The 16,073-nt window shown below is 36.2% G+C and carries 7 protein-coding genes; all 7 read left to right on the top strand.

All coding sequences use genetic code 11. The features are described from left to right. Positions 1 to 266: 266 nt before the first annotated feature. The 7 genes from MM213_RS12775 to MM213_RS12745 all read left to right on the top strand — a co-directional run bounded on the left by MM213_RS12775 (position 267) and on the right by MM213_RS12745 (position 15,899). Entirely contained in the window at positions 267 to 3,287 is a 3,021-nt protein-coding gene (locus tag MM213_RS12775) for a SusC/RagA family TonB-linked outer membrane protein (protein WP_241412778.1), read from the top strand. A gap of 12 nt (positions 3,288 to 3,299) precedes the next feature. Then, the gene (locus MM213_RS12770; RefSeq protein WP_241412777.1) at positions 3,300 to 4,865 is read left to right on the top strand and encodes a RagB/SusD family nutrient uptake outer membrane protein; all 1,566 of its coding nucleotides are present in this window, start codon (positions 3,300 to 3,302) and stop codon (positions 4,863 to 4,865) included. 8 nt (positions 4,866 to 4,873) lie between these two features. Continuing rightward, a complete protein-coding gene (locus tag MM213_RS12765) occupies positions 4,874 to 6,511 on the top strand; it encodes a glycoside hydrolase (RefSeq protein ID WP_241412775.1) in 1,638 nt (545 codons plus the stop codon). Next, positions 6,511 to 8,058 carry a glycoside hydrolase gene (locus MM213_RS12760; protein WP_241412774.1) on the top strand — a complete coding sequence of 516 codons (1,548 nt, stop codon included), beginning with the start codon at positions 6,511 to 6,513 and terminating at the stop codon, positions 8,056 to 8,058. The genes MM213_RS12765 and MM213_RS12760 overlap by 1 nt, the downstream gene beginning before the upstream one ends. A 205-nt stretch (positions 8,059 to 8,263) precedes the next feature. Continuing rightward, complete coding sequence (locus tag MM213_RS12755; protein WP_241412773.1) at positions 8,264 to 9,667, top strand: sugar porter family MFS transporter; 1,404 nt, start codon at positions 8,264 to 8,266, stop codon at positions 9,665 to 9,667. Then, complete coding sequence (locus MM213_RS12750; protein ID WP_241412772.1) at positions 9,664 to 12,984, top strand: DUF5107 domain-containing protein; 3,321 nt, start codon at positions 9,664 to 9,666, stop codon at positions 12,982 to 12,984. Before MM213_RS12755 ends, MM213_RS12750 begins: the two co-directional genes overlap by 4 nt. A 158-nt stretch (positions 12,985 to 13,142) precedes the next feature. Next, positions 13,143 to 15,899: a DUF8487 domain-containing protein gene (locus MM213_RS12745; RefSeq protein WP_241412771.1), complete on the top strand. Its 2,757-nt coding sequence runs from the start codon at positions 13,143 to 13,145 to the stop codon at positions 15,897 to 15,899. Positions 15,900 to 16,073 lie beyond the last annotated feature (174 nt).

The raw sequence follows: 16,073 nt of genomic DNA, 5'->3' as shown, positions 1-16,073 counted from the left end.
ACCTTTATTCAAAATAAATGTCCATGTTTTTAAATTATTAATCCATTTTGATAAATAATATTTTTTTGAGTTTTGTATGTATACAAATGATTTATCTGTCTTTATTCAGCAAAAACATCATTTTATCTTGAATTATGATTTAATTTTCTATTAATATGATAGGATAGGAAATTGATACAAACTTAAAATAAATGATGAAATGTGTATGAAAATATAAATACAGAATAAATTATAATGACATAATTCTAACCCCAAATAACCAAATAATGAAAAAAAATTTATTAACGTTAATGATTTTCCTGTGTGCCTTCAGTGTATTTGCACAGAAAGAAATTAAAGGGACGGTGGTCTTCGATGGTATGCCTATGATAGGGGTTTCCATTTTAGAGAAAGGCTCGTCTAATGGTACAGTTAGTGATACTAACGGAGCATTCAATTTAGTAGCTAATGGAAATGATCCCGTGCTTGTATTTTCGATGATCGGATTTAAAAAGCAGGAAATAACTGTAGGAAACAGGCAAACAATAAATATTGAGCTCGAAGAAGATATAAATAACCTGGATGAATTGGTTGTGATTGGGTACGGATCGGCAACAAAAAAAGAAATTACATCTTCAATCGCCAGTGTGAAAGGAGAGGATCTTACCAATATGGTGGTTTCTAATGTTTCGGAATCTCTCCAAGGGTTAGCATCAGGTGTACAGGTCATTACAAATGGAGGTGGCCCAGGTGCTGCAGCCTCAATTTTGATAAGAGGAATAGTAACGAACCAAGGAACTGATCCGCTATTGGTGGTAGATGGGATAGCTTTACCTCAGGGAACTAGCCTTAATTTTTTAAATCCATCTGATATTGAAGATTTACAGATTTTGAAGGATGGTTCTGCGACCTCCATCTATGGGACAAGAGCATCTAATGGTGTTATATTGATCACAACAAAAAGAGGTGGGAAAGGGACCAAGGTGACAGCCACAGGTGCTTTTGGAGTTAAGAATCTTCAACGAGTTGATTTGGCTGGGGCAAATGAATATGCCCAAGTTATGAATCAACGTTTGACAAACGATGGTTCACCTGCAATATTCAACCCCGAAGATATTACTGTGGATACGGATTGGTGGAGTGAAGTGTATCAAGATTTCGCATCTATTCAGGATTACAATATTCAGATGCAGACCAGTTCTGATAAACTTAATAATAGTAGTAGCATAGCCTATCATCGCTCAAATTCCCATCTTCAGAAAGGCTATTATGAAAGAATCACAGGGCGTTTTAATTTTGACCTTTCCCTAAACGATAGACTCTTTATCCAGCAGGATCTAAGTCCACGATATGAACATTGGGAAAACACCCCAAACCAACTCGGAAATGTCCTTAGGATAGATCCATTAACCTCTGTTTTCTTACCCTTTGATCAAAGGGTTGGCAGAAATCAATACAGTATTTATGATAGATCAAATAATTTTGTTTTTAACCCTGTCGCTGCAGTAGCTAGACAATTTAACAAAAGTTATTTTTTTGGTATGTTTTCCAATACCAATGTGGAATATGATTTATTTGATTATTTGACAATTTCATCACGATTGGGGTTGAGCTTTGATCAAACTAGAAATGATTCTTACTCACCACAATTTGTCATAGAACCTAACTTGGAGGAAAATCCTCAAAGTATTGTAGGGTCAAATTTCAGCAATAATTTTAGTTATGTGTGGAATAACCTTCTGAACTTCGATAAGTCTTTTGGAAATCATTCCATAAAGGTAACTACTGGTGTCACAGCTGAATATTACCAAAACAATTATATCTCGGGTAGTAGAAGCGATATTATTTTGGATAATCCAAACAATCAATTTTTGGATGGGACAACTGGAGAAAGGATCACTGCAAATGGTAATGAGTTTGTCAATTCTTTATTTTCTTATTTGGCAAGGGGAATGTATGGCTATGACGATAAATACTATGTTTCCGCATCTTTTCGAAGAGATGGTTCATCTCGATTTCCCCCAAACAACAGATGGGCGAATTTTTACAGTATTTCTGGTGCGTGGAACATCTCGAATGAAAGCTTTTTCACAAGTGAAACAATAAATAATCTGAAAATTAAAGGCGGTTTTGGTCAGGTAGGAAATCAAAACATTCCTTCTTCTGCTTTTATGTTTCTGGTGAATTCTGGCAGTTATGTGTTTGGACAAAATCGAGATAGAGTAATTACTAATCAATTGGGTCAATTTGGCAATCCACTGCTACAGTGGGAAACTGTAGAAGATATTAATATCGGTATAGAAGCTACTGCTTTTAACAATAAACTTACTCTATCGGTGGACTGGTATGATAAGAATTCCAATAATTTACTTTTTCCTACCACTTTACCTTTATACACTGGAGTGCCGTCAAATATTATTCAAAATGTAGGAAGTTTTAAATCAAGAGGTTTGGATATCTCGATCCAATACACAGAAAACATAGGAGATTTTAACTTTAACGTTTTGACTACTTTAAACACCAATGAGAGTAAGGCAATCCAATTGGCTCCTGGAAATGAACGCCTACTAGCACAGCGACGTGAAGAGTTTGGAAATAACTTTTTGAAGATATCTGAAATAGGTCAGCCGGTTGGGATGTTTTATGGCTTTCAAACAAATGGGCTATTTACCAGCCAAGAGCAAATCAATAGTTATACAGGTCCAAATGGAAACCTGATACAGCCCAACGCAAGGCCAGGAGATTTGATTTTTATAGATCAAAACAATGATGGAGCACTAAATGAAGAGGATATGACATTTATTGGGAATCCATTTCCTGATTTCACCCTTGGAATTAATGCCAACGCAAGTTATAAGAATTGGGATTTCAATATGCAGTGGTATGGTACTTTTGGCAATGATATATATAATTATCAGAAATATTTTCTTACTTCTGGAGTAGGGAGTTCAAATTTCCAAGCAGGTCTGCTAGATCAGGTTTGGAGTGAAACCAATCCAAATTCTACTATACCTCTATTGACAAATATTGACCCTAACGGTAATTTCAGGAGGTCATCAGATTATTTCGTCGAAGATGGAACATATTTCAGGTTGAAAAATATCCAGCTTGGTTATACTTTCAAAGATCTCTTACCAGGAGCCTTAAGAGTTTATGTTTCTGGACAGAATTTGTTGACTTTCACAAAGTATACTGGGCTTGACCCAGAAATCAGTGCAGGTGGCGGGATTATCAATGGTCTCGGTATTGACTTTGGAAGGTATCCATTGAATCGAACCTTTCTAATTGGCCTCAACCTTAACTTCTAACCCAAAAAAATCATGAAAAAGTTTCTAAGTTTAATCTTGCTCTTTGGAGCAATGTCCTGCGATAGTTTTTTGGAGGAGCCTGCAAGATCTACTCCAACCTTGAATGAAATTTTCAACAGTGAAAGTGCTGCAGTTTCATTTGTGAATGGTGCGTATGCAAATATGCTTGAAAATGACTGGTGGCAAATTAATTTTTTTAGACAAATTACTGATATGGCCACAGATGACGGTTGGGCAGGGAATACGGAACAACCAAGGCCAGATATTACTTCTATTGCACATTACAATAATATAGACATTGGGTCTTCTTATTTCCAAACTTTCTGGAATTATCAATTTAGGGGTATTGCCAAGTGTAATGTGATAATACAAGAGATCGAAAATGTTGATTTTGATGAAGATTTAAAAAATCGTCTTATTGGAGAAGCAAAGTTTCTTAGGGGCTTCTTTTATTTTGAACTAGTAAAAAATTTCGGAGGAGTTCCAATCGTAAAAACATTTGATGAACTCCTTCAAGCAGATGTGACCAAATATTCAAGAAGTTCAGAACAAGAAGTTTATAGTCTGATTGAGGAGGATTTTCTTGATGCGATAGAAAGATTGCCATTGAAGAGTCAATACTCATCTAATGATTTGGGTAGGGCAACAAAAGGAGCTGCTCAAGCTTTTCTCGCTAAAGTATATCTTTATCAGGAAAGATGGGATGAAGTAGTTACTTTAACTAAGCAGATAATTGATTCAGGTCAGTATCAATTGGAATCAGATTTTGCTAGGGTTTGGAACGTCACCAATCCCAATGGCATAGAATCTATATTTGAAGTACAATACAAATCGGATCCTACTTTTAGAGTTGGTGGTGTCTTTGGAGTTACAACTGGTTCTAGAAATGATGGTGGTTGGAACTGGGGTGTTCCTTCAAGTCATTTGGAAAAGGCGTTTTTGGATGAAGGAGATATCATAAGATTAAGAAGCACCATCATTAAGCATGGAGAACCTGTATTTGGGGATCCTGAAGTGACGTCTTTCAATGCTGCTCCTGATCGCAATAAATCCGGAAGGATAAACCGTAAATTCTACATACCACAGGAACACCGTGCTATTCCTTATGTGCAAACAAACCTGCCGTTAAATCATATTTTAATGCGTTATGCTGATGTGATATTGATGCATTCAGAAGCTTCATTTAATATAGGTAATCGGTCAGAAGCCCTTAATTCACTAGCCACTATTAGACAAAGAGTCAATCTGACAACCGACATGAGTTTATCTGGTGATGCACTAAGAGATGCTATCTGGAAAGAAAGGAGACTAGAGCTTGCTTTGGAGCAGCAGCGACTATATGATATCAGACGACAAAAAATCAATGGAACCCCAGTGATCAACACTATTTTCGGACCTAACGGATCGTTCGTGGTTTACAATACCCAAGTCAGTGATGATTCTTTTGAATTGGCTAATATCAATGAAGATCAGGCCAAAGGAAGAACTTTTGACCCATCCAAACATCTACTATGGCCAATTCCTACCAGTGAAATTCAGTTGTCTAATGGTAGAATCGTTCAAAATCCCAATTATTGATTCGTAGGATGAAAAAATTAAAATATTTCTTGAAAATTGTATTAATCGGTATGTGTTCATGTAACGATGATCCTACAAGTCCCGATGATCCTCAATTTCAAAATCCAAATGTAAAAAACTCTATTACCATAGATGTTTCTAAGAAATATCAGACGATGCACCACTTTGGTGCATCGGATGGTTGGTCAGTTGAAGTGATTGGTAAAAATTGGCCTTTAGCGATTCGTGAAGAGATTTCAGAGTCATTGTTCAGTAGAGAGTTTGACCAAAATGGAAAACCAAAAGGCATTGGTTTATCCATGTGGAGAACAAACATTGGTAGTGGAAGCGCAAATCAAGATATTAGTGGATTTGACCAAGAAGCTTGGTTTAGAATGACCTCTTGTGCACTTCTGCCAGATGGCAATTACGATTGGGAAAATAATCAGCAGGGTTCAAGGTGGTTTATGACAAAAGCAAAAGACTATGGCGTTGAATATATCACTGGCTGGGTGACTTCACCTCCGTATTTCATGACTAAAAATGGATATACTTTTGCAACTCCCGGCATGACTAGATATAATCTCATGGAAGATAAATATTCAGAATTTGCGGATTACCTTGCAGAATTTGTGTCTTATCATGAATCTATTGGGATTCCCATAGATTTCATAAGCCCGATAAACGAACCGCAGTATAATTGGTCATACCAAGTAGGTACAGCTTTTCAGGAAGGAACATTTTGTAGCGATCAAGAAGCTTTTGATTTAGTAAAGGAAATAGATTTGAGCTTTAAAGAGAAAAATATTTTATCAAAAGTGATCATTCCAGAATCAAGTGATCTTCAGGTAATGCACAGCTTTGTTGGACAGTACCCGCTCAATTCCAATCAAATTGACTCTTTTTGGAGTACCTCTAGTCAGACATATTTGGGAAACTTATCGACTGTAAATAGGATCACTGCAGGCCATAGCTATTGGTCAAATTCAACTTTGCAATCAGCCTTAGAAAACAGAGAGAAAATACTTGAAAAATCAAATCAGACTGGTACTGAATTTTGGCAAACTGAATACAGTCTTCTGGGAGAAGAATACCAAGAGGGAAGGGATATCAGCCAGTTGACGGAAATTGACTACATGCTTTGGTTAGCCAGATTGATTCATTGGGATGTATCGATTTCAAATGCATCTGGGTGGAACTTTTGGACAGCATTGAGTGTGTCGGATTTTGGGGATCATAAGAACAGATTTGGATTGTTTTCTTGGCGATCCGCCGACCAAAGTAGGAATTCTAACTCTGGAACTGTTGAAGCCACAAGGTTACTTTGGACACTTGGACATTTCAGCAGGTTTATAAGGCCTGGATTTCAACGTGTAGATGTAAAAAACAATCTCTATCCATCACATCTCGAATCCTCTTCCAATTTAATGGTCTCTGCCTATTTGTCTCCCAACCAGTCTGAACTGGTCTTGGTTTTGGTCAATTATGGTGCTAAGTCAGAAAAATTTGCATTGGAGGGTCCAGAAAATGAAATGCTGGTCAAAGATGGTAAAATGACAGCTTACCTTTCTACAAATTCACAAAATATGAATCCAGTAATATTTGATCAGTCGGAGATCATCATGCCTGGAAAGTCAATTCTAACAGTTGTTTCAAATTTGAACTAATGGTAAGAAAAGTATTCACAACAATCTCAATTGTTCTTTTATGTTTAATATGGGTCAAACCTTTGGCAGGACAAGGAAAATTAGATCTAAATCCACACATTACGTACCAAATCATCGATGGGTTTGGGGCGTCTGATGCTTGGAGAGTGCAATTTGTCGGTAAGAATTGGCCACTTGAAAAGAGAGAGCAAATGGCCGATTGGCTTTTCAGTATGGACCTTGATAAAAAAGGGAATCCAAAAGGTATAGGTTTGTCTTTATGGAGGTATTATATCGGCGCAGGGAGCACTGAGCAAAAGGATAAGTCAGGAATTCCTTCTCCGTGGAGGAGAGCCGAATCATACCTCAATTCTGATGGTACATACGATTGGAGTAAAGCTGAAGGACAAGCATGGTTTCTTGATGCCGCTAAGAAAAGGGGTGTTCCAAAGTTTCTTGCATTTACCATTGCCCCTCCTGTACATTTTGCCCTCAATGGACTTGGATACTCTATACCAGAGGATGGTAGGATGAACATCATCCCAGGAAAACTGCAAGATTATGCCGAATTTCTAACTCATGTTTTGGCTCATTTTGATTCTTTAGGACACAGTTTTGATTATATCAGTCCAGTAAATGAACCACAGTGGGATTGGTCTAAAGGATCTCAGGAAGGTACACCAGCTACCAATGAGGAGGTTTATCTTTTTGTTAAATACCTATCTGATGCAATTTCTAAAAGAAAGTTGAACACCAAAATTGTGGTTGGTGAGGCGGGATCTCTTGAGTATTTGTATGAAAAGAAAGATAAGCCTGCAGCTGGAGATCAAGTTGATGTGTTTTTCAAGCAAACAAGTCCTTTATCATTAGTCGATTTTGGACAAGTCGAAAAATTGATCACAGGTCATAGTTATTTTACCACATGGCCTATTTCTAAATTGATTGATACCAGAAAATCACTTAGGGATAAACTAAATGAGGTGGATGAATTACGCTATTGGCAATCTGAATTCTGTATTCTTGAAGAATCTCCAGAAATAGGAGGAGGACAAAAAAGAGACTTGGGGATGGCAACTGCATTATATGTCGCCCGAGTAATTCACGCTGATTTATCTATAGCAAATGCTTCCAGCTGGCAATGGTGGACAGCCTTGACTACAGCTGATTTTAAAGATGGGTTGATCTATTTGGACACGGGAGATGATAAAGATTTATTCAATGAAGATCGCTTAATAGAAGATGGAGATTTTCACGATTCTAAATTAATGTGGGCACTTGGCAACTATTCTAGGTTCATACGCCCTGGAATGCAAAGAATTCAATGTAATCTTGAAAATTCAGCGCTTGAAGGCACAGCTTATCAGGATGCTGAGGGAGAATTTGTTGTGGTTTTAATCAATCATACAGAAATAGAAGAAAGGCTTCAAATTGAAAGCTCTTTAACAGTGCAAAAGTTGTATGTAACCGACCAGAACAATAATTTAACAAGCAGTTCATTGTTTGACAATCAATTAAATATACCTCCTAGGTCCATAATTACTTTGACAGGAACGATATCAGCAAATTAGTTACTGTGAAAAACCAACTCTCCGATTTTAGTAATCGGTTGATTAATTAATTATTTGGTTTTACTACATGAAAAGTTCACTGGAGATTGTAATTGATTTCTGACTGGCAAAAGTCCATGCATTAGTCGATTTCTCACTAAAGAACAATTTCCTAGTTTGAAAATTAACACTACGATAAAAATTTAAAACAGATTTTACAGAATTAATGAACAATATTAAATATAATTTAAATTATATCCTTCCAATTGCGGTGACTTCAGCACTTGGAGGGTTTCTTTTTGGCTATGATTGGGTTGTTATTGGAGGAGCAAAGCCATTTTATGAATTATTTTTTGAAATCAAATCTTCCCCAACATTGCAAGGTTGGGCAATGAGCAGTGCATTGATAGGATGTATTTTCGGTGCTGTAATATCGGGAATGGTTTCTGATAAATATGGTAGAAAGGTCCCTCTTATCGGAGCTGGGATTTTATTTGTGGTATCAGCATTTGGTACAGGAATGACTTATGATTTCACATGGTTTATAGTTTTTAGGGTTATAGGAGGATTAGGAATTGGAATTGCCTCAACATTATCTCCATTGTATATCGCAGAAATCACTCCGAGTGAACACAGAGGTCGATTTGTGTCAATAAACCAGTTGACGATCGTACTAGGTATTCTTGCTGCTCAAATTATTAATTATATTATCGCAGAACCAATGGAAGGTACCATTACAGATTCTGAGATTTTGAACTCTTGGAATGGTCAGATGGGATGGCGATGGATGTTTCTAGCTGAATTGATTCCGTCTATTTTGTTTGTCTTATTGATGTTTCTAGTTCCCAAAAGTCCTAGATTTCTTGTTTTGAAAGGAAGAGAATCAGAGGCTATATCGATCTTGAGTAAGATAGGTGGTGATAAATATGCAGCAATAGAAAGTGAAAATATTCTGAAAAACGTAAGGAGTTCTCAGAAGCAAAAACTGTCTTTTGCAGATATTACTGCCCCAAAAGTCAGACCAATAATGATCCTGGGGATAGTTCTGGCAGTCTTCCAGCAATGGTGTGGTATCAATATAATCTTCAATTATGCAGAAGAAGTCTTTACCAGTGCAGGTTATACGATCAGTGATATGCTCTTTAATATTGTACTGACTGGCAGTATAAATCTAATTTTCACCATCATAGCCATGAAATACGTGGATTCTTGGGGAAGGAAAAAACTGCTTCTTTTGGGTTCTTCCGTACTAGGTGTCATTCACTTTATCTTAGGATGGGCCTACTACATTCAAATATCAGGTTTGCCTATCTTGATTTTAGTCCTAGTAGCAATTGGTGTCTATGCCATGTCTATTGCACCAGTGACATGGGTGGTACTATCTGAGATATTTCCCAACAAAATAAGGGGTAGAGCGATGTCAATTGCATCTTTATTCTTATGGATAGCTTCCTTCGTTTTGACTTATACATTTCCTATTATGAATCAGAACTTAGGCTCCTATGGTACCTTTTGGTCATACTGTTTTATATCAATACTCGGATTTTTATTTATCAAAATTAAATTACCCGAAACAAAGGGCAAAAGTTTAGAAGAAATTGAAATGAAATTATTAAAGCAAAAATTATGAAATCTACAATGGAAGTTAAGGTTTGGAATGATATTGTAGTCATCCCTACGTATGAGGTAAGTAAACCAGAGCAATACCCCATGTTTTTTGAAAAAAGAGTATATCAAGGAAGCAGTGGTTCGGTATACCCACATCCTGTTATTGAAAAAATCAGTGATGAAAAAATAGACAAAAAATGGAACGTAGTTTTTATGGAGAATCAGTTCCTAAAAATCATGATTCTCCCAGAGTTGGGAGGTAGAATTCAAATGGCCTATGATAAAGTCAAAAAACGTCATTTTGTATATTATAATGAAGTGATAAAACCAGCTTTGGTAGGTTTGACAGGTCCATGGATTTCGGGAGGCATAGAGTTCAACTGGCCTCAGCATCACAGACCCAGCACATATGATCCGGTCGATTTTCATATAGATTACAATGAAGATGGAAGTGTGACTGTGTGGGTGAGTGAAATCGAAAGGATGTTTAGAACTAAGGGTATGGCTGGATTCACACTACACCCTGATAAAGCATACATTGAAATCAAAGGGAGGCTTTACAACAGGACTCCACATCCACAGACTTTTTTGTGGTGGGCAAATCCTGCCGTAGCAGTAAATGATCAATATCAATCTGTTTTTCCTGAAGATGTAAATGCTGTATTTGATCACGGAAAGCGTGATGTTTCGGAATTCCCTATCGCCAAGGGTGTTTATTATAAGGTGGATTATTCTGAAGGGGTCGATATTTCCAGGTATAAAAATATTCCTGTACCTACCTCATACATGGCAGTAAACTCTGAATATGATTTTGTAGGAGGGTATGAAAACGATACAGAAGCAGGATTGCTCCATGTAGCCAATCACCATATATCACCTGGAAAAAAGCAATGGACATGGGGAAATGGAGACTTTGGTCAGGCTTGGGACAGAAATCTGACCGACAAGAACGGTCCTTACATCGAATTGATGTGTGGTGTATTTACTGATAATCAACCTGATTTTGCTTGGATTCAACCTTATGAGGAGAAGTCTTTTACACAATACTTTATGCCTTATCAAAAAGTCGGTTTGGTCAAAAATGCAACAAAGGATGCGATTTTAAATGTTGAATTCAATAATGGACAAGTACGTTTGGTAGTTTATGCAACAGGTATTTTTTCAGATAGTTCTGTAGAGCTTGATATTAATGAAGAAAGAATCATAAAAAAGGTATGTGATTTGTCTCCTGAATCCATATTTGACTTAACACTTCCTTATGAAGGAATCCCTGATACCATCAAGGCGGTAGTGAAATCTAATGAAGGCAATGTATTGGTTAGTTGGAATACATCAAAAAGAGTAGAAAAGCAACTGCCAGAACCTGCAAAACCTGCAAAACTTCCTGAGGAAATTCGGTCCATAGAAGAACTTTATTTGACAGGCTTGCATATCGAGCAGTATCGTCATGCTACTTACAGGCCTATTGATTACTATTCTGAGGCCTTGAAGAGGGAACCAAGTGATGTCAGGTGCAACAATGCCATAGGACTTTATTATCTTAAAAGTGGAGACTTTAACAAGGCATTGGGGCATTTCCAGAAGGCAATCAATACCTTGACACAATTTAATCCCAATCCGGTAAACGGAGAAGCTTTGTTTAACAAAGGCTTAACTTTAAAGTATCTTGAAAGATACGATGAAGCTTATGATGCCTTTTATAAAAGCTGTTGGAATGCTGAGTTTAAATCATCGGGATTCTTTAATCTTGCTTTGATTGAAACAAGAAGAGGCAACTTCACTAGGGCACTTGAACTACTGGAAGAGTCTTTGATTCATAATTATCATAATCATAAAGGAAGGCATTTAAAGGTAATTCTTCTCAGAAATCTAAAAGATCCGGCCTGTGCAAATTATTTAGAAGAATCATTGGAATTAGATAGTTTTAATTTTGGGTTATTGTTCGAAAAGTATTTGGTTACATCCGACCCACAAGTCAAAATAGATTTACAATTCTTACTTCGAAATTATGTGCATAATTATTTGGAAATTGCCTTTGACTATGCAGATGCGGGGCTTTATTCTGAAGCTATAGATTTTTTATCAATTTACCTTCAAAAAAGCGAAAATATTTATCCAATTGCATATTATACTCTAGGTTATTTTTATTACAAAATAGGGGATCTTACTCGTACTAAGGAATTCTATTTCCTGGGATCAAATGCATCTTCTGATTATTGTTTTCCCAACCGCTTAGAAGAGGTAATAATTCTTAATAACGTGATTTTAATTAATCCAGAAGACTCCAAAGCATTGTATTATCTGGGTAATTTCTGGATGTCTAATCGAAATTATGACCAAGCAAAAATATGCTGGGAAAAGTCTCTCAAGCTGATGGATTCATTTCCTTTAGTTTTGAGAAACCTTTCTTTGCTATACTTCAATAAATTTGAAAATAAGGAAAAGGCTCTCGAGTGTCTTGAACAAGCATTTGAAATTGATCCAAGCAATTCCAGATTGTTAATGGAACTGGATCAATTATACAAAAAAATAAACAAATCTAATTCCTTTAGACTACAGTTCTTAGAATTGCATTTAACGGTAGTGCAAGATCGTGATGATCTTTATCTAGAATATATCACATTACTCAACTTGCATGGGCAGTATGAAAAGGCTTTATTATGTATTTCCAATCGAATTTTTCATCCCTGGGAAGGTGGGGAAGGAAAAGTTCCTTCGCAGTATAGTTTAGCTTTGACAGAACTTGCAAAGCAAAATTTTCAAAATGGTAATCATCAAAAAGCTTTAGAATTGCTGAAAGCTGCTTTACAGTACCCAGAAAATCTTGGTGAAGGAAAACTGGAAAGTTCCATAGATAATGATATTTATTATTGGTTGGGATGCGTTTATCAGGCTCTTAACCGAGGAAGTGAAGCCGTAAATAATTTTAAAAAAGCAACTCTTGGAGCTTCAGAACCTCAACTTGCAATGTATTATAATGATCAATCACCTGATAAGATCTTATATCAGGGTCTTGCATTTTTAAAGCTTGGGGATCATATCAATGCTGAATTGAGATTTATGAAGTTGATCTCTTATGGTGAGAAGCATTTTAATGATCAAGTGAAGTTAGATTATTTTGCCGTTTCCTTACCGGATTTACAGATTTGGGAAGAAGATCTAAATACAAGGAATCAAATACATTGTGATTACATGTTAGCCTTGGGAAATATAGGCTTTGGAAATGGAAAGAAAGCCAATCAATATTTAAATAAAATTCTAGAAAGAGATGAATCTCATTTAGGTGCATATGTTCATAAATCATCTTTAATGATTCTTTTGCCTAGCCTACCTGTCTAATAAGGCAGATTTTGAAAAGAGCAAATGTTTGTAATTTTCGTTACGGGAAGACTACATTTTGCTTTTTCTGTTAAAATAATATAGATGAAATAGATTCTGTTTAAGGCCTTTCTTTGGAATAATCTAACTGGAGGTCTTCAAAAATGAAATAATATCGTATGAAAAAAAGTAAAAATGCTTTAAGTGTTGTCCTTAAAATTATCGTATTCTTTATATGTATACTTTCAGTTAGCTGTAAACCTCAGGGAGAATTGACTTTAAACCTTGCCGGTTCTTGGCAGGTAGCATTGGATTCTCTTAGTGAGGGAGAAGATAAAGAGTGGTTTATAAATTTTCCAACGGAAACTCAAATAGATTTACCAGGTACATTAGATCTTGCTGGTGTGGGAACACCAAACAATTTGGAACCCGGCTTGAACAACAAGGTTCTATCCCATTTAGCCAGAAAGCATGAATATATTGGGCCTGCATGGTATAGAAAAACAATAGATCTCCCCGAAGGTTGGGAGTCAGAAAAAATGATTCTTCATTTAGAGCGTGTAATGTGGGAATCTAAAGTTTGGATCAATGGAGAGTTAGTTGGAAAAGCCGAGAGTTTGGTGGCTTCTCATGAATATATTATAGATTCTGGAAAAATTTTAAAACCAGGTAAAAACACTATTGTAATACGAATCGATAATTCAAATCTATATCCATCCATAAATGTTATTGGAGAAAAATACCCAGTCACTACATCAAAAGAAATGGCTCATGGATATACAAATCACACCCAAATCAAATGGAATGGAATTTTAGGGGAGTTGTCGTTAAAGCCCTATTCTTTATTACATGAGGTAAAAGTTCGGACAATTGATGCTGATCGGAAATTGCTTTTGAGTTTTCCAGAAAAAATTGAAGAAAAAAGCATTTCATATGAAATTTCACTCAACCATAAATCTGTTGAGAAAGGTAAGATAAAGCTCAATAATTTGGGAGAAGTAGAAATCAAACTTTCTGAGGAAATCCTTCCATGGGATGAATTTAATCCTAATTTATATGATCTGGTACTTAGTGATGGAGATTTGATAATAAAAAAGAAATTTGGCCTAAGAAAACTTGATAATTCAAATGGCATACTAACCTTAAATGATCAGAGAATATTTCTGAGAGGTACTTTGGAATGTGGTGTCTTTCCTGAAACAGGGCATCCAGCTATGGACAAGGATGCTTGGCAAACTATAATTAATAGTGCAAAGTCTTATGGGTTAAACCATTTTAGGTTTCATTCATGGTGTCCTCCAAAAGCTGCTTTTGAGGCAGCTGATGAACTTGGCTTTTATTTCCAAATAGAACTTCCTCACTGGAATCTACAAGTAGGTAAAGATCAAACTACAAACGAGTTTCTGTTGAATGAAGCTGATTTGATTTTAAAATCCTACGGTAATCATCCCTCTTTCATTATGATGGCACTTGGGAATGAGCTTGAAGGTGACATAGATTGGATGAATGCCACAGCGGCTAGGCTAAAAGAAAAAGACAATAGCAGGCTGTTTACGACAACTTCATTTTCATTTCAAAAAGGTGTTGGCCAATTACCGCTTCAGGAAGATGAATTCTTTATTACTCAATGGACAGATAAGGGATGGATTAGGGGACAGACTATTTTTGAATCTGATGCTCCCGCTTTTGACAAAAATTACAGTCAAATGGTTGATCATATAAAAGTTCCAATTATTTCCCATGAAATCGGACAATATTCAGTTTATCCAGATCTTTCAGAGATCGATAAATACCAAGGAGTACTTAAGCCTCTAAACTTCATTGCTGTCAAGGAAGATCTTGAACGAAAAGGACTTATTGAGTTGGCTCCTGAATTTATCTTAGCATCAGGCAAACTTGCAGCATTACTGTATAAAGAGGAAATAGAAAGAGCTTTAAAAACTCCAGGCTTTGATGGGTTTCAGTTGCTTCAATTGCAAGATTTTCCTGGACAAGGAACAGCATTGGTAGGTTTGCTTAATGTTTTTTGGGAGTCCAAAGGAGTAATCTCTGCCGAAGAATTTAAAATGTTTTCTAACGAAATAGTACCCCTGTTAAATTTTGAAAAGGCAGTTTACAAAAGTGGTGAAACTTTAACTTGCCAAGTACAGATTGCCAACTTTTATCAACCCTTAAAAGAGCAAACGTTGATTTGGGAAATCTTGTCTAAGGATGAGGTTTTAGCTACCGACAGTATCACAAAAATCAATATTCCTATTGGGAATCAGTTCGATTTTGGGAAATTTTCCACAAAACTTGAATCCGAAAAAGCATCAGAATTTAGAGTAAGGCTGTCATTGAAAGGTACTGATTATAAAAATGAATGGAAAATCTGGGTATACCCTGATCAACAGTTAGCGTATGGGGATGTTATTTTCACTCGATCTTACCCTGAGGCAAAAAAAGCTTTGGAGGAAGGTCGAAAAGTGCTGTACAACCCTGATTTTAATCAGATTAATGGTGTTAAGGGTAAGTTTTTACCTGTTTTTTGGAGTCCTGTACACTTTCCTGAACAGCCTTCCACCATGGGTATCTTGAACGACCCTGGTCATCCGGCCTTAAACTATTTTCCAACTGACATTCACTCTGACTGGCAATGGTGGGACTTGTGTGTAAATTCAAAAGCAGTTGATATTTCAGCTTATTCTTTTGATCCTATTGTAAGAGTAATTGATAACTTTGTTACAAATAGAAGTCTTTCAAATACTTTTGAAGTATCAGTGGGTAAAGGCAAGTTGTTGATGACTACAATTGACCTGAGTACTGATATGGAAAATAGAATTGTAGCTAAGCAGTTTAAATTCAGTCTAATAAATTATATGAATACCTCTGGTTTTGAACCAAATGAATCAATCTCCATGGAAGACTTTAAAGAAATATCTAGTCAAAAGAAATAATTTATAAATTTAAAAGTCAAGCAAAAAATGAGTATCCGCAGTGTTGAATATTGGGAAATAGGTGACAATAAAAATTGCGGATACTCTTCAGCATTCGATTACTTAAAACCGGTACTGAGATCGTTTAACAACTAATTTCATTTGTTTGAATTAGTGTGGTAAATCTGATACGGA

Source organism: Belliella alkalica, assembly GCF_022549785.1.
Lineage (GTDB): Bacteria > Bacteroidota > Bacteroidia > Cytophagales > Cyclobacteriaceae > Belliella > Belliella alkalica.
This window is presented reverse-complemented; position numbering and strand designations above follow the sequence as displayed.